18 protein-coding genes and 2 pseudogenes are annotated in these 22,157 nt (G+C 71.5%); 15 read left to right on the top strand and 5 right to left on the bottom strand.

The genetic code is table 11. From position 1 onward, the window contains the following. Positions 1 to 18: 18 nt before the first annotated feature. Positions 19 to 510: pseudogene (locus ABD369_RS36575) on the top strand (GNAT family N-acetyltransferase); the annotation flags it as partial. 91 nt (positions 511 to 601) lie between these two features. Here ABD369_RS36575 and ABD369_RS36570 read toward each other — a convergent pair. After that, positions 602 to 898, bottom strand: a pseudogene (locus ABD369_RS36570) (SDR family NAD(P)-dependent oxidoreductase); the annotation flags it as partial. A gap of 159 nt (positions 899 to 1,057) precedes the next feature. Between ABD369_RS36570 and ABD369_RS41360 the strand changes: the two are divergent. From ABD369_RS41360 to ABD369_RS36535, 7 genes are all read left to right on the top strand, one after another. Then, on the top strand, positions 1,058 to 1,459 hold the full coding sequence (locus ABD369_RS41360; protein ID WP_425557855.1) for a transposase: 402 nt from the start codon (positions 1,058 to 1,060) through the stop codon (positions 1,457 to 1,459). Positions 1,460 to 1,597: 138 nt separating this feature from the next. Further along, entirely contained in the window at positions 1,598 to 2,092 is a 495-nt protein-coding gene (locus ABD369_RS36560; protein WP_344640961.1) for a GNAT family N-acetyltransferase, read from the top strand. Between the two features lie 871 nt (positions 2,093 to 2,963). After that, positions 2,964 to 4,394, top strand: a complete 1,431-nt coding sequence (locus ABD369_RS36555) for an FAD-dependent oxidoreductase (RefSeq protein WP_344640960.1) — start codon at positions 2,964 to 2,966, stop codon at positions 4,392 to 4,394. Between the two features lie 224 nt (positions 4,395 to 4,618). Then, on the top strand, positions 4,619 to 5,242 hold the full coding sequence (locus ABD369_RS36550; RefSeq protein ID WP_344640959.1) for an RraA family protein: 624 nt from the start codon (positions 4,619 to 4,621) through the stop codon (positions 5,240 to 5,242). A gap of 534 nt (positions 5,243 to 5,776) precedes the next feature. Then, positions 5,777 to 8,407: a SpoIIE family protein phosphatase gene (locus ABD369_RS36545; protein ID WP_344640958.1), complete on the top strand. Its 2,631-nt coding sequence runs from the start codon at positions 5,777 to 5,779 to the stop codon at positions 8,405 to 8,407. A gap of 126 nt (positions 8,408 to 8,533) precedes the next feature. Continuing rightward, positions 8,534 to 8,899 carry an FAD-dependent oxidoreductase gene (locus tag ABD369_RS36540; protein WP_344640957.1) on the top strand — a complete coding sequence of 122 codons (366 nt, stop codon included), beginning with the start codon at positions 8,534 to 8,536 and terminating at the stop codon, positions 8,897 to 8,899. A 344-nt stretch (positions 8,900 to 9,243) separates the two neighbouring features. Continuing rightward, positions 9,244 to 10,119 carry an oxidoreductase gene (locus tag ABD369_RS36535; protein ID WP_344640956.1) on the top strand — a complete coding sequence of 292 codons (876 nt, stop codon included), beginning with the start codon at positions 9,244 to 9,246 and terminating at the stop codon, positions 10,117 to 10,119. Between the two features lie 124 nt (positions 10,120 to 10,243). Here ABD369_RS36535 and ABD369_RS36530 read toward each other — a convergent pair whose 3' ends face one another. Next, positions 10,244 to 11,146 carry a hypothetical protein gene (locus ABD369_RS36530; RefSeq protein ID WP_344640955.1) on the bottom strand — a complete coding sequence of 301 codons (903 nt, stop codon included), beginning with the start codon at positions 11,144 to 11,146 and terminating at the stop codon, positions 10,244 to 10,246. A gap of 513 nt (positions 11,147 to 11,659) precedes the next feature. Between ABD369_RS36530 and ABD369_RS36525 the strand changes: the two genes are divergently transcribed. Continuing rightward, positions 11,660 to 13,021: a cytochrome P450 gene (locus ABD369_RS36525; protein WP_344640954.1), complete on the top strand. Its 1,362-nt coding sequence runs from the start codon at positions 11,660 to 11,662 to the stop codon at positions 13,019 to 13,021. Positions 13,022 to 13,072: 51 nt separating this feature from the next. Next, positions 13,073 to 13,213: a hypothetical protein gene (locus ABD369_RS36520; RefSeq protein ID WP_344640953.1), complete on the top strand. Its 141-nt coding sequence runs from the start codon at positions 13,073 to 13,075 to the stop codon at positions 13,211 to 13,213. 34 nt (positions 13,214 to 13,247) lie between these two features. Here the strand turns inward: ABD369_RS36520 and ABD369_RS36515 are convergent, their stop codons facing one another. Continuing rightward, the gene (locus ABD369_RS36515; RefSeq protein ID WP_344640952.1) at positions 13,248 to 13,736 is read right to left on the bottom strand and encodes a GNAT family N-acetyltransferase; all 489 of its coding nucleotides are present in this window, start codon (positions 13,734 to 13,736) and stop codon (positions 13,248 to 13,250) included. Positions 13,737 to 13,912: 176 nt separating this feature from the next. On the opposite strand from ABD369_RS36515, the gene ABD369_RS36510 reads away from it, so the two are divergent. From ABD369_RS36510 to ABD369_RS36495, 4 genes are all read left to right on the top strand, one after another. Continuing rightward, complete coding sequence (locus tag ABD369_RS36510) at positions 13,913 to 14,881, top strand: SDR family NAD(P)-dependent oxidoreductase (RefSeq protein WP_344640951.1); 969 nt, start codon at positions 13,913 to 13,915, stop codon at positions 14,879 to 14,881. A gap of 334 nt (positions 14,882 to 15,215) precedes the next feature. After that, entirely contained in the window at positions 15,216 to 17,153 is a 1,938-nt protein-coding gene (locus tag ABD369_RS36505; RefSeq protein WP_344640950.1) for a bifunctional metallophosphatase/5'-nucleotidase, read from the top strand. Between the two features lie 316 nt (positions 17,154 to 17,469). Further along, entirely contained in the window at positions 17,470 to 18,234 is a 765-nt protein-coding gene (locus ABD369_RS36500) for a MerR family transcriptional regulator (protein ID WP_344640949.1), read from the top strand. A 37-nt stretch (positions 18,235 to 18,271) separates the two neighbouring features. After that, entirely contained in the window at positions 18,272 to 18,505 is a 234-nt protein-coding gene (locus ABD369_RS36495) for a hypothetical protein (RefSeq protein WP_344640948.1), read from the top strand. Between the two features lie 46 nt (positions 18,506 to 18,551). On the opposite strand, the gene ligA is transcribed toward ABD369_RS36495, so the two are convergent. Next, positions 18,552 to 20,096 (bottom strand): NAD-dependent DNA ligase LigA, encoded by a 1,545-nt coding sequence (gene ligA / locus ABD369_RS36490; protein WP_425557854.1) that lies wholly within the window; start codon positions 20,094 to 20,096, stop codon positions 18,552 to 18,554. A gap of 213 nt (positions 20,097 to 20,309) precedes the next feature. Between ligA and ABD369_RS36485 the strand changes: the two genes are divergently transcribed. Continuing rightward, complete coding sequence (locus ABD369_RS36485; RefSeq protein ID WP_344640947.1) at positions 20,310 to 21,053, top strand: aminoglycoside phosphotransferase family protein; 744 nt, start codon at positions 20,310 to 20,312, stop codon at positions 21,051 to 21,053. A gap of 168 nt (positions 21,054 to 21,221) precedes the next feature. On the opposite strand, the gene ABD369_RS36480 is transcribed toward ABD369_RS36485, so the two are convergent. Continuing rightward, the gene (locus ABD369_RS36480) at positions 21,222 to 22,040 is read right to left on the bottom strand and encodes an IS4 family transposase (protein ID WP_344640946.1); all 819 of its coding nucleotides are present in this window, start codon (positions 22,038 to 22,040) and stop codon (positions 21,222 to 21,224) included. Positions 22,041 to 22,157: the final 117 nt, after the last annotated feature.

The raw sequence follows: 22,157 nt of genomic DNA, 5'->3' as shown, positions 1-22,157 counted from the left end.
CTTGATAGCGTCCCTTCCGTGCCCCCGACTCTGCGCTCCGAGCGTCTGCACCTTGAGCCGTACTCCCCCGAGGACGAGGAGGACTTCGTCGCCTTGTTCCAAGACCGGAGGGTGTCGCAGTGGATGGGCGACGGCCCCTCTACCGAGGCTGAGGACCGCGCCCTGTTCGGGCGCATCTTCACGAAGGTCTATGCCAAGGACCTGTTCGATGTCTGGGCCGTTCGTCGCGACGGCCGCTACGTCGGACACGCTGAAATCAAGCCGAGCGAAGAGGTCCAGGGCCACGAGATCGTCTACGCGCTGACCCCGGACGCCTGGGGATCCGGCCTGGGGAGAGAACTGGCCGAGACGATCGTCGCCCACGGCTTCGGAACCCTGGGGCTGACGGAAGTGCACGCCACCGTGGCTGCACCGAACAGCGCTTCGCTGGCCCTACTGGAGAAAATCGGCTTCGAGCACGTCCGGGACATTGCCGAGGACGACGGCAGCACCACCTGCGTGCTGACCCGTCGCTTCGTCAACCGACCGCATTCGCTACCGGCAACCGCTCCGCCTGTGACCGCAGTTCTCGTCCCTGGCCGCTTTCTCTGCGATCGGGGGTTCAGAGCCGCAGGTGTGACGCCCCGTTGAGGTCGAGGATCGTGCCGGAGGCCCAGGTGGCTTCGGCCGATGCCAGGTAGACCACGGCGGCGGCGACCTCCTCCGGAGTGCCGACCCTGCCGAACGGGCTCTGGCCGCGCAGGGCGTCCCCCGGCGGGCCGGTCAGGCGGTCGGCGACCCTGTCGGTGGCGGTGAAGCCGGGGGCGACCGAGGTCACCGAGATCCCGTGCGGTGCCAGGGCGACGGCGAGGGACTGGCCGAACGCGTGCAGCGCGGCCTTGCTCGCGCCGTACGCAGAGAGTCTCGCTCGCCCGCGGGCAGTATTGCGCCCTGGTCGTTGACGAGCACCGCGAACTGGCCCGGCTGCTGCGGAAGGGCGGTGCAGGAAAGGAGCTCGACCGACTCGCCGGCGAGCACGTCGACGTCGCCCGCCGCAGCCTGCTCAACGGAGCGGACGATGCGGCGGCTCCGCTTCCGAGTCCTGGTGACGGGCTGCAGCCGTGAGGGCGGTGCCGAGGTCACCGCGCAGCAGCTGCGCGAGCTGGTTCAACGTCTCATCCGTGCCGGGGAGTTGGGGGATGGAGACTCGGACGTGCTGGTCGTCGTGGACGCCGGATACGCCGTTCCCCTCCTGGCCTTCCTGCTGAGGGACCGCCCGTACGGGTTCGCTGATCGAACGCGAGGAGCAGGCCAATGCAGCCCGGTGAAGGCAGCTCTCCAGGACGACTCAGAGACCGAGATGACAACTGCCTTTGCGAGATCGTCCCAGCTGGGGTCAGCCGGGACAGACGGTGTTCATGAAGTTGGGACGGGCGTCCATGGTGATCTCCTTGCCGTGTTGACGATTGCACAGCACTGACACAACGGCCCGACGGAGTGTGACAGGCCGGCGTCCCCGCTGCCTCATGGTTCCGGCCTCTGCGCGTGGACCGTCAACTCGCCGTCCAGCAACCGAAAATGTCCGCACCAGTGGTATCGGTTCTGGTAGGCAGGCCATATGAGCCAAACCAAGATCCGTACCGCGAGCATCCACGAAGTCCCGGCGCTGCTGGCCTTCTGGGCCCGGTCGGCCGAGGGCACGAGCATCACCGACGACGAGGACGGTGTTGCCCGCCTGCTCGTCCGTGACCCGGAAGCCCTGCTGGTGGCCGAACGGGACGGAGCGATAGTCGGCACCGTCATCGCCGGCTACGACGGCTGGCGCTGTCACCTGTACCGGCTGGCTGTCGACCCGGATCAGCGCCGCCAGGGCATCGCCGCCGCGCTGCTCGCCGCCGCCCATGAACGCTTCGCGGCGCTTGGTGGCCGCAGGGCCGATGCGATGGTCCTGGACCGCAACGAACTCGGTCAGCATGCCTGGCGCGCCGCCGGTTACCACGCCGAGGCGCAGTGGAGCCGGTGGGTCAGGCCGCTGGCCCGACGGCCTGACGAGCTTCAACATCGGCGGCGCGACGCAGGATCACGTCCACAGCAGGATCACGTCCACAACTGAATTACCAGGACGGGTAGTTCCCGGCTACGCGGCCCTGGACAACCTCTCCGCTGACGCCGGCATGACGGTGGTTCTGTGGGCGAGGAGGCCGTCTACCACCGCTGCTGGCTCCCGGTACTCACCTGGACAGCCAACGGTCAGTGGAACACGATGGCGTGCCCTCCGCTGATGCCCGCCCGGCAGGCCTGGTAGAGCGTGTGCCAGGCGAACTTCTCGATACCGAAGGGGTCTTCGGGCTGATGATCGGCCAACCGGGCGGACTCCTCGTCCGAGAGTGTGCCGTCCGTGCCGAGCCGGACACCGAGCGCAGGTGCGCAGGTGCGCAGGTGCGGAGTTCGGCAAGAAGCCGTTGGCTGGAACCCACGATCCCGGCGCCGGACAAGTTCTCGTCCGGCAGGAAGAGCGGCTCGTCGAAGGACGGCCCACCCCCGCGCACGCCGGAGCATCGCCTCGCCCGCCTTGAAGTACGGCGTGCGGGCGGTTCACCGATCCGCACCGGGATCGGTACCGGGAGCGGCAGGCTCGGGGCCGCCGACGCTGGAGAGGTGCGACGATGGAGCCGAGGGCGCCCTCCGAGCCGCCGGAGCGCCGGGGCCGGGAGCCGGAGCCGGAAGGTCAGGACGCCGTGCGTCGATCCGACCGCCGTGCTCGGCCGGGAGCGGAAGGGGCATGCCATGGCAGCGCAGGTGGGCTCGTCTCGTCCATCCGACCGCCCGTGCGCTCCGGCCGCTCGGTGCCGGGTGAGCCGTCCAGGATCGGCCCGGTCGGTCGGCGTCGGTCGGCCGCCAGCGGTCGGCACCGGCAGGCCGGGCCGATGACGGCCGAACCGGTCCAAGTCGGCACGGCTCCCGCTGCGGCGTCCTGTCACGCGGTGGCACGCGGCCCTCACTCCGCGGCGACCCGCCTGCGGGTGGCGGTGGTCGGCTCGGGTCCGGCCGGTCTGTACACCGCAGAGGCCGTGATCAAGCAGGCTTCGGCGGACGGGTTCGAGGTCGCGGTGGACGTGCTTGACCGCCTGCCAACGCCCTATGGTCTGGTGCGCTACGGCGTCGCCCCCGATCACCCGTCGATCAGGTCGATCGCGGACTACCTCAGGCGGGTGCTCGAACACCCGCAGGTCCGGTTTCTCGGCGGTCTGTGCTTCGGCCGGGACGTCACCCGCGAGATGCTCCTCGAGTGCTACGACGCGGTGGTGTACGCCACCGGCGCACCGCGCGACCGCCGGCTGCGAGTGCCCGGCGAGAACCTGCCGGGCAGCGCCGCGGCGGCCGACTTCGTCCGCTGGTACTGCGGGCACCCCGATTCGGATCCGGCGATGTTCGAACTCGATGCCGAGGCGGTGGCCGTGATCGGAGCCGGCAATGTGGCGCTCGACGTGGCGCGGATCCTCGCCAAACCCGCGGCCGCCTTCAGTGCCACTGACGTACCGGAGCCGGTACTCGCCGCGCTGGCGGCCAGCAGGGTCCAGGAGATCCACATCATCAGCCGCCGCGGGCCGGCGCAGGCCAGGTTCACCCCCAAGGAACTCCGCGAACTCGGAGAGGTGCCGAGCGCCGACATCACGGTCGACACGGCCGGGACCGACCGGTTCGATCCCATCGCAGAGATCGGCGGCGAGGCGGAGTCGGACCGGCGAGTGCGCAGCAATCTGGCCGTGATCCGGGGCTGGGCCGAGCGGTCGCCGCAGGGACACCCGAGGCGCGTGTCGGTCAGGTTCTGGCTGCGGCCGGTGGAGATCATCGGCACCGAACGGGTGACGGCGCTGCGGGTCGAGCGGACCATGCCGACAGAGACGGGTCGGGTGACCGGGACGGGCGAGTTCGCGGAGTTCCCGGTACAGCTGGTGTTGCGATCGGTCGGCTACGAGGGCGTGCCGCTTCCCGGGGTGCCGTTCGACGAACGTCGTGCCGTCGTCCCCAGCGCCGATGGCCGGGTGCTGGGAGCCGACGGCATCCCGCAGCCGGGCGAGTACGTCGCCGGCTGGCTCAAACGCGGGGCGACCGGTGTGATCGGCAGCAACAAGTCCGACGCGGCGCAGACCGTCCGCACGCTCCTCGCCGACCGGGTGGATGGCGTGGCACCCGTTCACCGCGCGGACCCCGCGGCTCCGGCGCTCGCCGACCTGCTCGCCGCGCGCGGTGTGCGGCCGGTGAGCTACACCGACTGGCTCGGCATCGACGAGCGGGAGCACGAACTCGCCGCCGCGCTGGGCCGGGGCGAACGCGTCAAGCTGAGCGGCTGGGACGCACTGAACAGTGCCTGCGGCCGTGCGGCCGCCGTACCTCCCACCGCCCGGGACTGACCTCAACGCAACTCCGCGCACCGGCGGTTGGCGACTCCCGTTCGGAGGCGTCCAGACGTCCCGTCCCCCGCGACCACCGGGCTCCGTCCTGCGCCAGTTATGTCGATATCAAGTATCTTGACATCAAGACTATCTCGGGACAGGCTACTCATCGATCTCAAGCCCGTCTCTCGGATCGTCGGATCAGACGATCAGGTGGCGCGCCCGATAGGTGGAGGAAGACCATGACCGACGTCTCCGGATTCGAGAGCATTCCCCCGACGACCCTGGCCGATCTGCTGGGGCGCGAACAGGTCATGGACATCGGCATCCGCCCGCTGTGGCCCTCGGTTCCCAGGGTCGCCGGACCGGCGTTCACCGTGCGGTGCCCTCCGGGCGACAACCTGATGCTCCACGCGGCCATCTACCGTGCCCGGCCCGGCTCGGTCATCGTCGTCGAAGCGGGCGACGTGGACTACGCGGTCGCCGGCGGAAACGTCTGTGCCGTCGCCCAGCGTCGGGGAATCGCGGCGTTCGTGGTCGACGGGGTGATCCGTGACCTCGCCGAGGTCCGGGCGATGGGTTTCCCCGTCTTCGCCAGGGGAGTCATCCCCATCCCGGGCACCAAGGCAGCAGTTGAACCGCTGGGCGGCCGGGTGCGCTGCGGCGGCGTGGACGTGAACGCCGGCGACATCGTGGTGGCCGACGAGGAGGGCATCGTGGTCACCCCCGGTGCCCGCCGGGAGCGGGTACTCCTCGACGCCCGGGCGAAGCTGGCCAAGGAGGCCGGTGAATCCCTCGACGCGTGGGAGGAGGCGCATCGCGCCCGCATCGAGAAGGTCCTGGCCGAGAAGGGCTACGAGGGCTGACCGGCGACTCGAGTTCCGAGGACACGGTCCACCACGCGGACGCCCCTCCGCCGCGCGTCCGACGTGACGGCAGCTCCCCTCGGACGGCTCTGTGCCACACGGGCGGCGCAGCCGTGTGACTGCACCCACTCACTCCTGGTGGCAGCCTCCGCGTCGCGGCTCGCCAGGCGGCCGGCAGACGGGTCCTTCGGCTCCGCCAGGCTGACGCTGCCGTCCCCGGACGGGAGCACTGACCGACCCGGCCGGGGTGCCGGAGCGGGTCCGGTCTGCTGCGGGGGGTACGCGGGCCCTGCGGCCCGCCGTGACCGGGAGCGCGAGTGGCTTTCCGCTCGCTCGGCGCAAGGTCCACAGCGTGGTGCGGCCCGCTCACGGCGGGGCCGGGATAGACATTTACCCATGGCCCGAGCCCTGCCCCGCTCCTCCTGGCCGTTCCGACGCCGACCGAGCGGCCGCCGCGAGCGGCGACAGCCAGACGCTGTCCCGCCCGTCTCGTCGGCACGTCGCCGACCGGGCATGCGCAGTGTCGCCGGGCAGATGTTCCTACTGCAGGTGCTGATCGTGCTGCTGCTCGTGGTGGCCGCCGTCGTCACCCTGCTGATCCAGGCACGCAGTGACCGCTTCGACGAAGCCCGTGACCGCTCGCTCGCCGCAGCCGAGTCCTTCTCGCACACTCCTGGCCTGGCGGCCACCATGCTCGGTCCCAACCCCAGTGCGGTGCTCCAGCCGCGGACGGAGATCGCCCGCCAGCAGGCCGGAGTCGACTTCATCGTCGTCACCGACCGCAACGGCATCCGCTTCACGCACCCGGAACCGCAGCTGATCGGAAAGAAGTTCGTCGGCACGATCGCCCCTTCCCTGGAGCAGGGTCGTATCACCATCGAGAGCGTCCTCGGCCCGCTCGGACACGAGTTCCAGGTCGTGGTCCCGGTCTACGACACGGGCGGGAGCATCATCGGGATCGTGTCCGCCGGGCTCAAGGTCAGCCGGGTGAGCAGCGCGATCAACCAGCAGCTCCCCCTGGTGCTGGGCACCGGAGCGGCCGCCCTGGTACTGGCCACCACCGGTACCGCCCTGGTGGGCCGCCGGCTGCGCCGCCAGACCCGCGGTCTGGGAACGGCCGAGATGACCCGGATGTACGAGCACCACGACGCCGTCCTGCACGCGGTCCGCGAAGGGGTGGTCATCGTCGGCGGCACCGGCCGCATCCTGCTCGCCAACGACCAGGCGCGCCGCCTGCTCGACCTCCCCACCGATGCCGAGGGCCGTGTCGTCGGCGATCCGGACCTCCACCTGGATCCGCGGATGGCGGAGCTGCTGGCCTCCCGGCGGGTCGTCACCGACGAGGTGGTCCCGCTCGGGGACCGGCTGCTGGCGATCAACAACCGGCCGACCGACCGGAAGGGCGGTCCGCCCGGCAGCGTGGCCACCCTGCGGGACACCACCGAACTCCACACGCTCACCGGGACGGCCGAAACCGCCCGCAACCGGCTCAGGCTGCTGTACGACGCGAGCCTCGCAGTCGGCACCACCCTGGACATCCGGCGCACCGCCCAGGAGCTCGCCCAGATCGCCACCCCGCGGCTGGCCGACTACACCACCGTCGACCTCGCCGAGCCCGTCCTGGAGGGCGAGGAGCCCCACGCCCTGGGCAGTGGCGCGTCGGCCGTGCTGCGACGGGTCGCGATCGCCGGTCCCGGCCCCTCGCCGCTCTACCAGGAGGACGAGCTCCACACCTTCGCCGGCACCACCCCGCAGGCGACCGGCTTCGTCAGCGGCCAGCCCGTGCTCGTCCCGGACCTGAGCGCCGACGCCGGCTGGCTGACCCAGGACCGCGAGCGCACCCAGGCCGTGATCGACTTCGGCTTCCACTCCCTCGTCACCGCGCCGCTGCAGGCCAGGGGCGTGATGATGGGTGTCGTCAACTTCTGGCGGACCCGGGAGAGCGAGCCCTTCGACGAGGACGACCTCTCACTGGCGGTGGAGCTCGCCAACCGCGCCGCCCTGGCCATCGACAACGCCCGCCGTTACACCCGCGAGCACACCATGGCCACCACGCTCCAGCGCCACCTCCTGCCCCGGACCCTGCCGCCGCACCCCACCCTCGACATCGCCCACCGCTACCTGCCCGCCCCCAGCGGTGCCAGCGGCGACTGGTACGACGTCATCCCGCTGCCCGGTACCCGCACCGCCCTGGTCATCGGCGACGTGGTCGGGCACGGCCTGCACGCCGCGGCCACCATGGGACGGCTGCGCACCGCCGTGCAGAACTTCTCCACCCTCGACCTCCCGCCCGACGAACTCCTCGCCCACCTCGACCAGTTGGTCACCCAGCTCGACCAGGAGACCTCCGACTCGCCGTCCGTCATCGCCGGCGCCACCTGCCTCTACGCCATCTACGACCCCACCTCCGGGACCTGCACCCTCGCCGGTGCCGGCCATCCCGCGCCCGTCGTGATCCGCCCGGACGGCACCGTCGAGGTGCCCGACGTCCCCACCAACCCGCCGCTGGGCCTGGGCCACCACCCGTTCCACACCACCCGGCTCGACCTCCCCGAGGGCAGTACTCTCGTCCTCTACACCAACGGCCTGATCACCAACCACACCCACGACCTCGCCGCCGGGGAGCGCGCCCTGGTCGCCGCCCTCACCGACCAGCGCGACCGCACCCCGCAGGAGATCTGCGACGACGTGCTCGCCACGCTCACCCCCATGCGCCCCACCGACGACACCGCTCTGCTGGTCGCCCGTACCCACCTGCTGCGGCCCGAGCGGATCGCCGACTGGGACGTGCTCTTCGCCCCCACGGCCGTTGCCGCGATCCGTACCGCCGCCGCCCGGCAGCTCGCCCGCTGGGGCCTGGAGGAGGAGGTGTTCACCACCCAGATCATCCTCACCGAACTGGTCACCAACGCCGTCCAGCACGCCTCCGGCCCCATCCATGTCCGGCTCCTGTACGACCACGACACGCTCGTCTGCGAGGTCTCCGACGCCACCGACACCACCCCGCACCCCCGCCACCCCGCGCCGGACGACGAGAACGGCCGCGGCCTGCTGATCGTCACCCACCTCACCCAGCACTGGGGCACCCGCCACACCCCGACGGGCAAGACCATCTGGACCGAGCAACGCGTGGCACCCCCTTCCGGCCAGGCCGGGACGAGGTGAGCAGCCGTACGCACGCGTCCCGTGCCCAGGTCCGCGAAGCTTGATCCGCTTGCCCCGCGGGTCCCGGGAGACGCGGCCGTCCACGGTGGCGGCCCCACGCACCGGGCCGAGCCGGGATCAGGTCAGGTGTACCGGTCCGGCCGGGTGCAGCGGTGCCCCGGTGTGCTCATCGGCGACGCCGCGCACGCGGCCTCACCGGCGACCGGCCAGGGCGCCTCGATGGCGCTCGAGGACGCCGTGGTGCTGGCCAAGGCGCTGCGCGACGCGGACACCACCGCCTCGGCGCTTGACTGCTACGAACTGCACCGCAGGCCCCGGGTCGAACAGAACATCACGGTCAGCGCCCAGCTCACCGCGAGCCGGACCCGCCCACCCGGCTCGTCCGGCCCGCAGGCGCAGGACTCCGCACGTCCGGCCTCCCGGGTGGACGACGAGTTGATCCGCCTGCTCGACTGGGACACCCCGCTGCCCGGCAGCGGCCGGGATGCGTGACCTGCGGTCCGCTCAGCCGTTGCCGGCGCTCACCCGGCGAATTCGCGCGAATTCGCCGAACTGCCCACCGCGTCCGGGCTGTTCGGGAAGCCTCAGGACCGCCGACCGGGTCGGGCCATCCCCACTGCCCGGGTGGCGGCGTGGCGCCGCCCGCTCCTCGGCTATCGCGACCAGACAGTGCAACTGACGGAGCTCCATCCGGCGTTCACAAGCGGCCTTCATCGAGCCACCGGGCCTGTGTGCTGGACGATCGGATGAGCCGGCTGGCATAACTGAAGTCGTCAACCACCAAGCGGTGCCCGGAAATCAGGAGTATTCGGGCGTCGCGGACCGAGGAGATGCAGATGTCCAGCGTGCCCCCAGCCCAGCCCGCCGAGCGCACCGCCCACGGACGGGTCTGGCTGATCACCGGCGCCTCGTCCGGCTTCGGCCAGGCGATCACCGAGGCCGCCGTCACCGCCGGTGACACCGTCGTGGCGGCGGCCCGCCGGCCGGAGGCGCTGGACGCGCTGGCCGCCGCGCATCCCGATCGGGTGATCCCGGTCGCCCTTGACGTCACCGATCCGGCCCGGATCAGCGCCGTGGTGGCCGAGGTCCTGCTCTGGTACGGGCGGATCGACGTACTGGTGAACAACGCGGGCCGCGGGCTGATCGGTGCGGTCGAGGAGTCCACCGACCGCGAGTTGCGCGATCTGATGGAGCTTCACTTCTTCGGCCCCGCCGCGCTCACCCGCGCGGTGCTGCCCCAGATGCGGCATCAGGGTTCGGGTGCGGTCGTGCAGATGAGCAGCATGGGCGGGCGCTTCTCGTTCCCGGGTGTCGGCGCCTACTCGGCGACCAAGTTCGCGCTGGAGGGCCTGTCCGAGGCGCTCGCCCAGGAGGTGGCCCCGTTCGGGATCAAGGTGCTGGTGGTCGAGCCCGGCGCGTTCCGGACCGGATTCGCCGGGGGCGGCGCCCTGCAGCAGTCCGCGGCCATTCCCGCCTACGAGGAGACCGTCGGCCCCGTCCGGTCCGGGTTGCCGGGCAGCGACGGCAAGCAGCCGGGCGACCCCGCCAAGGCGGCCGCGGCGATCCTGACGGCGCTGGACGCCGAGCACACCCCGCTGCGGCTGGTGCTCGGCAACGACGCCGTCGACGGGATCCTCGGCCATCTGGACGCCGCTCGCGCGCAGGCCCTGGCCTGGGAGTCCATCGGCCGCGGTACGGACTTCGAGGACTGAGGGGCAGCCGCATTCCTGTGACCGGGGCCGGGACCGGTCCGGCCGGACCGGTCCCGGCGGTGTGATCGGCAGGCGGTCCGCGGGCGGTGTCGCGCCCCGCCGACGGACCGTCCGCCGCCCGGCGTCACTTCAGGTCGACGACCTCGTGCATGCCGAGGACGGCGTGCGACAGGCCGGTCCCCTCGTCGGGCATCATGTCGAGCACCGCGTACCGGCCCGGCTGCAGGCCGTGGGCCTGGATCGACGCGCTGCGGTCCGGCGAGAAGGCGCCGAGGCCGGTGGGCGGGCCGGTGAACGGGGAGCGCGCCTTACGGCCCTGCGCGACCGTCTCCAGGTAGGTCTGGACCTGCTTGTCGGTGGTGCCGGGGGCGACCGGCCGCAGCTGCGTCTCGTGGATCTGGGGCGAGCCGTTGTGCACCAGGTAGGCCAGGTGGACGTGGTCCAGGTCGTCGGTCTGGAAGCGCGGACCGTCCAGCGTGGTGCGGTGGACCACGATGCCGTGCGGGTAACGGGCCTGGTTGGCGTTCATCCCGTTCGTACCGGCCAGCTCCATGGTCCGCATCACCGGGTGGGCCGGGTCCGCCCGGAAGGCGGTGAGGTCCAGCAGGTAGACGGTGCCGGGGGCGACCTCCTCGGTGAACTGCTCGTGGACGCGCGGGGTGACCATGGCTCCGCCGAGCGCCTCGGCCTCCCCGCGGACCGCCCGGATACCCGCGGCCGCGGTGGACGGCCTGCGGCTCATCGAGTTGGCCAGGTCGTGCAGCACCTTGTCGATGGCCACTCCGGCGTGCGGGCGCAGCAGCTGGAGCTGACGGCCGTTCGGGTCATCGGTCTTGACCCGGAAACTGACCAGGCCGCCGAGGTGGTTCTGCGGCGCCTGGATGCCCGCCCTGTCGACCTTGACCTCGATCGGGCGTTCCTCGGGCGACTCCGCGCCCGCGGCGCCCGCCGAGGCGACGACCGTGGCCAGGGCGACGGCGGCGACGGCCGCCACTCGTGCGGCGCGGTTGAGCAGTTGGTCCGGCATGGAGATCCTTTCATCGGATGGCTTTCCGCCGCGCGAAGGATCCCCAGGCGCCCGCGCGGTGCAGCGGTTTCGGCGCGAGGCGAACCGATTTGGACCAATGCTCTGGCGCGGCTGCGCGAGCGGTCGGACGACGGGTCGGCGAGGCGTCGCCGGCAGGGGCTCGGGCGAGCTCCGGCGGGTGGTATACGCGCCGGTTCGGCCGGTTCAGCGGTCCGCGCGGGGACGTGGTCGGCGGGTGCCGAGCGGGTGGCGCGTCCTCGGGACGGTCAGGCCGACGGGATCGGTGGTCCTGCCGCGTGGAGGGTGTTTGCCGATGCTGCGCCTGTCCATTCGATCACCGTTCTGGCCTGCCGCCCGCCTGCCGACGCCGGTGCGACGGGCTGCCCCCGCTCGCCCGCTTGAACGCCACATGTCCCGTTCCCGGGCTTCGGCCGTCTCGTCCGTACGCGTGCCTTCGCTGACGTATCGTCACAGGCACGTGCATCCGCACCACGTCGAGCAGGAGGAACCGCCTTGGCCACGGAGGTCCCCGACGTCGCTCCCAGCTCGCCCGCCGGCGGCGGCCGCGGAACGGAAGGTCCGCCGCCGGAGCTCGACGCGTCCGTCGTCGAGCAGTGGCGTGCGTCCGGCGGGCAGTTGGTCGAACTGCTGGGCCTGGTCAGCGCGCTCGGCGGGGTCGGCGCCGTCCGGCTCGGTCCACGCCCGACGGTGCTGGTCACCGGTGCGCAGGCGGTGCAGCACGTGCTCGCCCGGCATCCGGACCGGTACGTCAAGCGCTCGCACCGCGCCCGGATGCTGGTCGGCGACGGGGTGCTCTCCGCCTCGGGCGAGCCGTGGCGGCGTCAACGCCGCCTGCTGCAGGCCCAGTTCACCGGCACCGGGATCCGCCGCTACGAGCAGCGGATCGCCGAGGCCGCACGGCGTACCTCAGCTCACTGGGCCGAGTGCGCCCGAACCGGCCGGGAGACCGATGTCGGCGAGGACCTGCGGTTCTTCGCCCTGGACACCATCTGGCGCTCGCTGACCGGCCATCCGCTCGATGCCGCGACCCATCGCGAACTTGCCGCCATCGAGGCGGTGGTGGCCGCCCTGCCGACCACCCCCACGGCGCCAGCGGCCGGGGTGCCCGCCGCGCAGGCCGCCGTCGAGTCGGCGTTGGCCGCGGACCTGGCCCGGATCGACGCCGTCGCCGGGCACGCGATCGCGGCCGCCCGCCGGGGCGACGCCGGCCCGGACGGCCCGGGCCTGCTGCACGTCCTGCTGGATCTGGCCACCAGCCGTCCCGAGTACACCGACCGGCTGATCCGCGACGAACTGGTCACACTGCTGGTCGCCGGGCACGAGACCACCGCGAAGACACTGGCCTGGCTGTACCTGCTGCTCGACCGTCACCCGCGGTGGACCGACTGGGCGATGGCCGCCGGGGCCGAGGGCTCCCCGGCACGCCGGGACGCCGTCCAGGCCCTGGTCAGCGAGACCCTGCGGCTCTATCCCCCGGCGTGGCTGCTGCCCCGCCACGCGGTCGAGGACGACGTCCTCGACGGCTTCCGGATCGAGGCGGGCACCGATGTCTTCGTCTCGCCCTACCTGACCCACCGTGATCCCGGATCGTGGCCGGATCCCGACCGGTTCGACCCCGAGCGGTTCACCGTTCCCGGACGCCGCCCGGGCCAGCTCGGCGCGTACCTGCCGTTCGGGCTGGGGGCCCGGGCCTGCCTCGGGCTGCAGTTCGCGGTGCGTGAGATGACGGTGGTCCTGGAGCAGCTGCTGCCCGCCTTCACACCGGCCTTCCGGTCGACTCCGAGTGCGGCCGTCTTCGGCTTCATCGTCCGTCCCGACGGTCCCACGCCCGCCGTCATCAGGGCCCGCCGTTGATCCCGGAGGCCGGGTTGTCAGCGGCACGGCGTGAGGTGCGGGCTGCCTGACGTGGGTCGCGACATGCGCTGGTTCACCGGCCCGGACGTGCTCATTCGCGAGCTGGACGGGTTCTGCCTCTCCGCGCGGGCCCGCTCCGAGGAGGCGCTGGGCGCTCTGCGCGAGACGCTGCCGGGCGACTGGCTGGTCTGATCCACCGCCGTACGGGGTAGGCCGGGGGTCCGGCTCAGAGCGGGCGGTACATCATGTGCAGGCCCACATAGCCCTTCTCCGGGTGCCGGAAGCCCTCCGGCACCGTGCCCAGCACCTCGAAGCCGAGCGAGCGGTAGAGCTTCACGGCGTGCTCGTTGGTCTCCACGACGGCGTTGAACTGCATCCCCCGGTAGCCCTCGGCTCGTGCCCACTCCAGCGTGTACTCGCACAGGGCCCGGCCGACGCCCCGCCCGGAGTGTGCCGGGTCGACCATGTAGCTGGCGCTGGCGATGTGCGAGCCGTTGCCCATGCGGTTGCGGTTCATCTTCGCCGTGCCCAGGACGGCACCGCTCTCGTCGACCGCGACGACCGTACGGTCCGGGGCCGGCAGCAGCCACCAGTCGCGGCCCTGTTCCTGGGTGAGATCGACCGGGTAGGGGAAGGTCTCCCCAGCGGTGACGATCTGCTGGAAGAAGGGCCGGATGGCGGGCCAGTCCTCGGTGGTGGCTTCCCTGATCAGCATGCGGACAGGATGCCGGTTGCGTCTGACGGTGCGCCAGGGATTTTCCGGAGGTCGTGGGTCCGGGCGGGCGGATCCACCGGGCACGTTCCGTCGGCCGGCGCGCCCTGCGCGGCCCGCCCTTCCACGCGCCGGCCTTCCTTGACTTGGAGCGCACTCCAGTTCCTAGCCTCGGCTCCATGACCACGACTTCTCAGCACAGGATCGGTTCGGGCTTCTCGGCGCGCAGCAGTGCGGACGACGTCCTGCGCGGCATCGACCTCTCCGGCAAGCTCGCGATCGTCACCGGCGGCTACTCCGGCATCGGGTTGGACACCACCCGTGCACTGGCCCGTGCCGGTGCCCGGATCATCGTCCCGGCCCGACGGCCGGCGACCGCCCTGGCGGCGGTGGTGGGGATCGAGGGCGTCGAGGTCGACGAGCTCGATCTCGCCGACCTCGACAGCGTGCGGGGGTTCGCCGAACGCTTCCTCGCCTCGGGTCGCGCGGTCGACATCGTCATCAACAACGCCGGGGTCATGGCGCTGCCGCCGACCAGGACCGGTCCCGGGTGGGAGGCGCACTTCGCGATCAACCATCTCGGTCACTACGCCCTGGTCAACCACCTCTGGCCGGCCATCGCGGACGGCGGCGCGCGCGTGGTCTCGGTCTCCTCGGCGGCACACCACTTCTCCGACATCCGCTGGCACGACCCGCACTTCGAGCACGGCTACGACCGGACGCAGGCGTACGGCCAGGCGAAGACCGCCAATGCGCTGTTCGCACTGCATCTCGACGCGCTCGGAAGGGAGTTCGGAGTCAGGGCGTTCTCACTGCACCCCGGCAGCATCCTCACCCCGCTGCAACGCCACCTCACCAAGGCGGAGATGACGTCCTTCGGCTGGATCGACGAGGACGGCGAACCCGCGGATCCCGGCTTCAAGACCCCCGAGCAGGGCGCGGCCACCCAGGTGTGGGCGGCGACCTCACCTGGGCTCGCGGAACTGGGCGGCCTCTACTGCGAGGACTGCGACGTCGCCGAGCTCACCACGCCCGAGGACGCCCCGCTCACCGGTGTGCGCGCCTATGCCACCGATCCCGCTCAGGCCGCCCGCCTGTGGGAGCTGTCCGCCGAACTCACCGGTGTCGACGGCTTCGCCCGCGCCTGATGACCAGCCGTTTCCATCCGTCGCCAGCCGCGGCCGACCACTGCCAGTGGTCGTCGGTCACGCACTGGCCGAGCGCCGGTCGTGCGCCGGTCGGGGCGGGAAGGCCGTCCCCCGGGTCCGATGCGCCGGGGAGCCCCGACCGGGCGCGGGGCGGCGGCAGTTGTGGCGGCGCACGGCTGACGCCGGATGTGCACGCACTGTTCATGCCGGGCGGATTCCGGCCGCCACCTGCGGCTCGGCACCCTGGCGGTACAGGGACCGATGACAGGGCGTTCCCTGTCTCCCCGTCATGTGTCCCTCAACCGTAGGAGACATCCGCAGGAGAGTGAAGCCAGTGCGAGAGATCGGACGGCGGGCTTTCATCACCAGCGCAGGCGCCATCGCCACCGTCGCCGCCATCGGCACTCCGGCCTTCGCCGGCGACCATGCCCGGGACGCGGCCACGGCCGACGAGTACGTCGACGTACAACTCCTCAACATCACCGACCTGCACGGCTATCTGCAGGCGGCACCGGCCGGAGACGCGGTGATCACCGGTGCTGCAGGCCAGAAGTACACCGTCGGCGGGGTGGCCTATCTGGCGGCCCATCTGAACAGGCTCCGGGCGGGGCGAAGGAACTCCCTCTTCTTCGCGCCCGGAGACCTCTTCTCCGGCTGGGAGTTCGACGCGGCGGCCTTCGCCGACGAGCCGACCATCGAGGCGCTCAACCGGGTGAGGCTGGACTTCGCCTCGGCCGGGAACCACGAGTTCGACAAGTCGCCGGCATTCCTCACCCAGCACATGGCGAAGGGCGTCCCGTTCCCGCAGACCGGCTGGGACGACTCCTTCCAGGACTCCGGCGGGCACCGGTTCAAGGGCGCCGACTTCCGCTACTACAGCGCCAACATGGTGTGGAAGGCGAGCAACCGCACGGTCCTGCCGCCGTACAACATCGAGTGGGTGGACGCCGGCCGGGGGCGCAGGCTCCCGATCGGCTTCATCCATCTGACCGCGATCGGCACCGAGTCCTTCCCGGCGTCCTTCCAGCCGGCGCTGGCCTCCCTGGACGAGATCGAGAGCGCCAACCGCTGTGCGGCGGAGCTCAAGTCACGCGGTGTCAATGCGATCGTGCTCAGCATGCACGACGGTGCGGTGGCCGGCACCGACTTCAACAGCGGCAGCAACCCCTCGGGGCCGGCCTACGAGCTGGCACTGCGGGTCTCCCCCGACATCGACGCGATCGTCACCGGCCACTGGCACTGCGCGTTCAACATGATGGTCCCCGATCCGAACGGCGTACCGCGTCCGTTCGTGGAGGCCGGGTGCTACGGCCAGCTGATCAACGAGATCAACCTGCGGCTCGATCCGGCGACCGGCCGGGTGGTGCGCACGCTCACCACCTCCGTCAACCATCCCAACACCCGTGACGTGGCACCAGATCCGGAGCTGAAGCAGGTGGTGGACTACTGGGCCGGGTACGCCGAGCGGCGCGCGAGGACCGCCATCGCCAAGCAGACTTCCTCCTTCACCCGGCAGACCAACCGGGCGGGCGAAAGCACCCTCGGCAACCTGGTGGCCGACTGGGCCTACTGGGCCGGACGGCAGCCGCAGGGCCCGATGAACGACGGCAACGCATTCCCCGACACACCGGCCGAACTGGCCGTCATCGCCATCGCACCGCGCTTCGGCCAGTGCATCATCGGCGCGGACCTCGACCATGACGCCCATTCGGGCGGGACGGTCACCTTCGGGCAGGTGTTCAACGCCGTCGGGTACGGCGACGCGATCATCACCGTCACCGTCACCGGGGCGCAGATCCACGACGCCCTGGAACAGCAGTGGACCGATGTCGGGGGCGGCAGGCTGCAGTTCGCGCCGCTGGCCGTCTCGCACAACGTCCACTACAGCTTCGACGCCACCGGCCCTGCCGGCCACCGGGTCGATCCCCGCGAGGTCCTGATCGACGGGAAGCCACTGGACCCGGCCCGCTCCTACCGGATCGCGATGCCCGCGTACACGCTGGTCAACGGAGACGGGTACCCGGCGTTCACCGGCTACACCGAACCCTTCAGGCACACCAGGGACTTCGAGAGTTTCGCCGGCTATGTGAAGGCGCGCAAGCGAATCAGCCCGGCACCGCTGAACCGGGTCTCGGTCAAGAACGCCGCAGGGCGGGGCGCCCGGATCGGCGAACTCGCGGCACCGCGCTCGGCGGCTTCGGCCGGCGGTGCCGGGCGGCGCGCCGAGGCCGCCGCCCGGACCGCCGTCGACGGGTTCCGGGTCCCCTGCTGAACCGGGCGCCGCGCCCCGGCCACCGTTCGGCATCCGACGGCGGCCGGGGCATCGGCAGCAGGCGACCGGGGCAGGAGGAGGTGTCCGGCCGGGTTCCCCGGGCCATCCGTGCGGCGACACCGCGGGCGAGGACGGTACGGCGGCGGTACCGGAGCTCCGGCCGGCCTCGTACGGTGCCTGCGGATGGATCCCGGCCGGTGGACTACCGGTCGGGGCGAAGATCATTCCCGGCACCGATGCCCGGCGCAAACGGTCGCCGGTGGTTCCGGCGGCCGGACTTGCACCTCACGCGACGTCAGGACGCATCGTTTACTTCATGAGCTTCGAACAGACATGGAAGGTCGGCGCGCTCGCCGAGGCGAGCGGGCTGACGGTACGCACCCTGCACCACTGGGACCAGATCGGGCTGCTCAGCCCCTCGCGGCGCACGGATGGCGGGCACCGCGAGTACACCGAGCAGGACGTGGTCCGGCTGTACCAGGTGCTCGCGCTGCGCGGGCTCGGCCTGGGCCTGGAGTCCATCGCCACCTGCCTGGACGCCGGGGTCGACCCGGTCCGGCTGCTGCGCGAACACCTGGACCGGGTCGAGGAGTCCGTCACCGCCCTGCAGACCCTGCGGCAGCGACTGGCCCACGTCCACGGCGAGCTGGCCGCCGAACGCGAGCCGGACGTCAGCACCCTGGTCGGGGTGCTCCGAGCGATGCGCGGTGTCGGCCCGGAAACCGAACTCGCGCTGCGGCGCCACCTCGACGAGGACCAGATCCGGGCCCTGCGCGAGCGGACTGCGGCCCTCGGACCAGCCGTGCACTACTTCCTGGAGGTCGAATGGCCCGAGCTGTACCGCAGGGCCGAGGCGTTGCGGACCTCCGGGGTCGACCCGAGCGCACCGCAGGTGCGGAAGCTGGTCCGGCGAATGGACGAGCTGAGTGCGCTGTTCAACGGAGGTGACGCCGGCATCTCCACGGCGGTCCGTGCCGCCTGGAGGGAGGAACCCGCCGCGCTGTCCGGCGACCCCACCATCCCGGCCGGCGGCTGGCCCGAGCTGACCGACTATCTCGACCGCGCCCGCGCTTCGATGTGACGCCTTGTCCGGCTTGATCACCTTCCCAGGAGTGGACATGTCCTCTCGACTCCGTGTCGGTATCGCCCTGCTCGCCACGGTGCCGATGCTCCTCGCACTCGTGCTGCCGGCCGCCGCCGGCGTACTGCCGTGGGCCGTGTCCCTCTCGGCCAGCCCGGCGCTCGCGGTGCCGGCCGTCGTCACCTACGTACGGCTGGGGCGCACCGCCGCCGGCACGGCGTCCGGGCGCGACCGCGACGCCGCACGACCGGGCGGGCCGACGGACCGCTGAGGAGCCCCGGCGCCGGGCCGATGACCAGAGGGGATCAGGTCGGCCGTCAGGCGAGCAGGTCGGCCACCAGCTCGGCGAACTCCTGCGGAGTGAGGATCCGTATGCCGAGCTCCTCTGCCTTGGTCCGCTTGGAGCCGGCCTTCTCGCCTGCGACGAGGACGGTGGTGCGCTTGGAGACCGAGGACGAGGCCTTGCCGCCGGCCCGCTCGATCAGTTCGTTCATCTCGTTGCGGGAGAGCGCTCCGAGTGGACCGGTCATGCTGCCGGTGACCACTACGGCCTCTCCCGCGAGCGGACCCGCCTGGACCACCGGCGGGCCGACGACACCGTCGGCACCGGCCGGCACGACAGCCGCGTCGGGAGCCGTCTCGCCGACCCCGACGCCCTGGGCGGCGAGCTTGTCGAGCACGGGGGCGAGTTCGGCGAGCTCGGCGACGATCACCGAAGCCTTCTCCGCGCCGATGCCCTCGACCTCGGCCAAGGCCGCCTCGTCGGCCGCGCGGATGGCGGCCATACTGCCGAAGTGGTTCGCGATGCGCCGCGACATCGACCGGCCGGTGCCCCGGACTCCGAGTGCGCAGAACACCCGGTTCAGCGGCCTCGTCCGGGCCGCCTCGACGGCGGCCAGCAGGTTGTCGGCGCTGGTCCCGCCCATCCGGTCCAGGGCGAGCAGCTGCTCCCTGGTCAGTGTGAAGAGGTCCGCGACGTCGGCGACCAGCCCGGCGTCGACGAGCTGCACGGCGCGAGTGCCGCCGAGTCCCTCGACGTCCAGCTGGTCCCGGCCGACCGCGTAGCGGATGGAGGCGACGGCCTGGCAGCCACGGCCACGGACACAGCGCCAGCGCTGCTGCGAGGTGTCGATCCCGTCGCCGCAGCGGGGGCAGACCGCGGGGAAGACGATCGGCTGCTCCGCGCCGGTGCGCTGCTCGACCAACGGGGCCTCCACCCGCGGTATCACATCACCGGCCCGGTGGACGAAGACCTGATCGCCGATCAGCAGGCCGCGACGGGTGATGTCGGCCGGGTTGTGCAAGGTCGCGTACGTCACGGTGACCCCGTCGACCACCACCGGCTCCAGGACGGCGCGCGGGGCGATCACCCCGGTGCGCCCGACGTTCCACTCCACGGCGAGCAGCCGGGTGACCTTGTGCACGGCGGGGAGCTTGTAGGCGACCGCCCAGCGCGGCGCCCGGGAACCGGAACCCGCCTGCTCCTGGTCGGCGGCGGCGTCCGCCTTGACGACTATCCCGTCGATCCCGAACGGCAGCGATGCGCGCAGGGCCGCGATCTCCTCGATGCGGGACTCGATCTGCGACAGCTCCTCGCAGCGGACGGGGTGCGCGGGGGTGGTGGCCGCGGTGTTGGCGCCGAGCTCGGCGAGGCGGGCGAGCAGCTCGCTGTGGGCGAGCCCGGCCAGGCCGACCGCCCCGTAGGCGAAGAAGGTCAGCTCGATGCGGTACGGACGGTCCTTGGCGCGCAGGGTGCCGGCGGCGCCGTTGCGCGGATTCGCGAACGGGGTCGCGCCGTGCTCTACGCGCACCCGGTTGGCCACCTCGAACTGCTCCCGTTCTTCGCGCTCAGCGTGTCTCATGAGACACGACGCCGGTCACGATTCAAGCGCTGGACCTGGGACGCGCTGGTGCTCGCGAAGCATCGAGGAACAGCGCGCCTCGACAGCTGCCTGACACAGCTGGAGTGAGCGCTCAAGGCGCGGGTCAACATCCCGCGTTGGCGGCCTGCCACGGGCAGCGGCCCGGTGTGACTGCCGCATCATGGACAGTGGCGATGGAGAGGAACCAGTGGCATGCCCGAGACTGACGACGAGGTCGTCCCCCTGCGGGGAGGCCGCATCACTTCCGGCGTCGTCCGCATCGATGACACGGTCCGACGACCGGCCTCGGCCGCCTCACCGTTCGTCGCCTCCCTGCTTGATCTACTGGAGAGTCGAGGCTTCACGGGGGCCCCGCGATATCTCGGTCGGGACCAGGACGGTCGGGACACCTTCAGCTATCTGCCGGGCTGGGTTCCGCCCAAGTTCCAGCCATGGACCGACGCGCAGGTTGCTGCGGCCGGCGCCCTGGCGCGCGCGATGCACGACGCCACTCGGGGCAGTGATCTTGCTGGTCAGCATCAGGTGGTGTGCCACCACGACCTGGGGCCGAACAACGCTGTCTTTCAGGACGAGATGCCGGTCGCCTTCATCGATTTCGACATGGCCGCGCCGGGCAGTCCACTGGAGGACATCGGGTATATGTCCTGGCTGTGGTGCCTGTCGTCGAAGTCAGAGGCTCCTTCCGTGGATGCTCAGGCCACTCAGGTGCGCGTGCTGGCCGACGCCTACGGCCTGGCTGGTCCCGAGCGTGCGGTGCTCGTTGACGCGATGCTGGAACGGCAGGCCCGTAATGTCCGTTTCTGGGCGGAGGTGCAGGTCGGCTTCAAGGCCGTCGAAGCCACTGCCCAGCAGATCTCGGATCGCATCGCCTGGTCCCGGCGCGAGCACGAACACACTGCCGAACACCGCAAAGTGTTTGAAGACGCCCTCAAGTGACGCCCACGTGAGGCAAGCCGTGGGTCGCCTTCCGGGCCCTGGCATCGGCCTTCAACCGATCCGGCCGTGCCGTGTCCCGCGACCAGATCGGTTGAGACGCCGGGGCGCCGGAAAATCTCAGTTGGTCTGGTCCCGGACGCCTGGAAGCCGGGTGTTGTCTCAGCTGATCTAGTTCGGCTCCGCCGTCTTCAGTACCGTGCGCTTGGTGCGCTGCTCGCACAGGCGTGACAGGTAGGTGCCGTCGGGCAGTACTTCCACCACCGGCAGGCGGAAGGAGTCCGACACCCGCCACAGCAGGTCGGCCCCGGTGGCAGCGGCCTTCTCCCACAGCGTGAAGGACGGAAAGCCGCGGTCGGCCAGCAGCAGCATGCCGGCCTTCAAGTGGTGCAGCAGCCGGTGCGCGAGGGTGCGCTCGCCGGTGGCGAACGGCCCGAAGACGGCCCCGACCACGGCGTGGGTGCCGCACTCGCCGAGCGCCACCATCCGCGCCTGCGGGTAACCCGCCTGCCGCTCGCCGTTCGAACCGCCGCCGAAATAGGCGGCGTTGGCGTCGGAGGCGGGCACGTCGAACAGCGTGCCGTCCAGCGACACCAGCCGCCGGCCCCGCCAGAACACCCCCGGCGTCGCAGGCGTGCCCTGCACCCCGGCCACCTGGCCGAACAGCCAGCGCAGCGGCGCCGCCCCCAGCCGGGCACGCGCCTTGGTGACCGAACCGGTCCGGGCCGGACGCGTCCACTTCTCACCCGCCCGACGCGGGATGTTCTCCAGCAGCTCGCGCAGCACCCCGCCGTACCCCTGCCCGGTGAACAGCCACATCGCCAGCGTGAAGTACACCATCAGCGTGCTCGGCAGCGCCTTCGTGCGCTCCTCCCACGCCCCGGCCTCCTCGACCGCCTGGTGCACCAGCTCCGGCGTGAACGTCCGGGTCAGCTGCCCCATCCGGACCCGCTCCGGGAAGCTGTCCCCGGCTATGTGATCACGTGCCACAAGGACGAGACCCTACGCCATCAAGATCAGCCAACAGAAGCGACGTTGGGCGTCGGGTCGGCTCGCACGACATACTCAAAAACCCGTGAAAAACGGCCGCCAGCACGGAATGCTGGC

Source organism: Kitasatospora cystarginea (assembly GCF_039533515.1).
Classification (GTDB): Bacteria; Actinomycetota; Actinomycetes; order Streptomycetales; family Streptomycetaceae; genus Kitasatospora; species Kitasatospora cystarginea.
Note: the sequence above shows the minus strand (reverse complement) of the source record. Positions and strands in the feature narration are given on the sequence as shown.

What these genes read in the sequence shown, in the direction of transcription:
- ABD369_RS41360 (WP_425557855.1), top strand. Translation starts at nt 1,058, where the DNA reads ATGCGGCGGCTCCGCTTCCGAGTCCTGGTGACGGGCTGCAGCCGTGAG.
- ABD369_RS36560 (WP_344640961.1), top strand. Translation starts at nt 1,598, where the DNA reads ATGAGCCAAACCAAGATCCGTACCGCGAGCATCCACGAAGTCCCGGCG.
- ABD369_RS36550 (WP_344640959.1), top strand. Translation starts at nt 4,619, where the DNA reads ATGACCGACGTCTCCGGATTCGAGAGCATTCCCCCGACGACCCTGGCC.
- ABD369_RS36545 (WP_344640958.1), top strand. Translation starts at nt 5,777, where the DNA reads ATGTTCCTACTGCAGGTGCTGATCGTGCTGCTGCTCGTGGTGGCCGCC.
- ABD369_RS36535 (WP_344640956.1), top strand. Translation starts at nt 9,244, where the DNA reads ATGTCCAGCGTGCCCCCAGCCCAGCCCGCCGAGCGCACCGCCCACGGA.
- ABD369_RS36530 (WP_344640955.1), bottom strand. Translation starts at nt 11,146, where the DNA reads ATGCCGGACCAACTGCTCAACCGCGCCGCACGAGTGGCGGCCGTCGCC.
- ABD369_RS36515 (WP_344640952.1), bottom strand. Translation starts at nt 13,736, where the DNA reads ATGCTGATCAGGGAAGCCACCACCGAGGACTGGCCCGCCATCCGGCCC.
- ABD369_RS36510 (WP_344640951.1), top strand. Translation starts at nt 13,913, where the DNA reads ATGACCACGACTTCTCAGCACAGGATCGGTTCGGGCTTCTCGGCGCGC.
- ABD369_RS36500 (WP_344640949.1), top strand. Translation starts at nt 17,470, where the DNA reads ATGAGCTTCGAACAGACATGGAAGGTCGGCGCGCTCGCCGAGGCGAGC.
- ABD369_RS36495 (WP_344640948.1), top strand. Translation starts at nt 18,272, where the DNA reads ATGTCCTCTCGACTCCGTGTCGGTATCGCCCTGCTCGCCACGGTGCCG.
- ligA (WP_425557854.1), bottom strand. Translation starts at nt 20,096, where the DNA reads ATGAGACACGCTGAGCGCGAAGAACGGGAGCAGTTCGAGGTGGCCAAC.
- ABD369_RS36485 (WP_344640947.1), top strand. Translation starts at nt 20,310, where the DNA reads ATGCCCGAGACTGACGACGAGGTCGTCCCCCTGCGGGGAGGCCGCATC.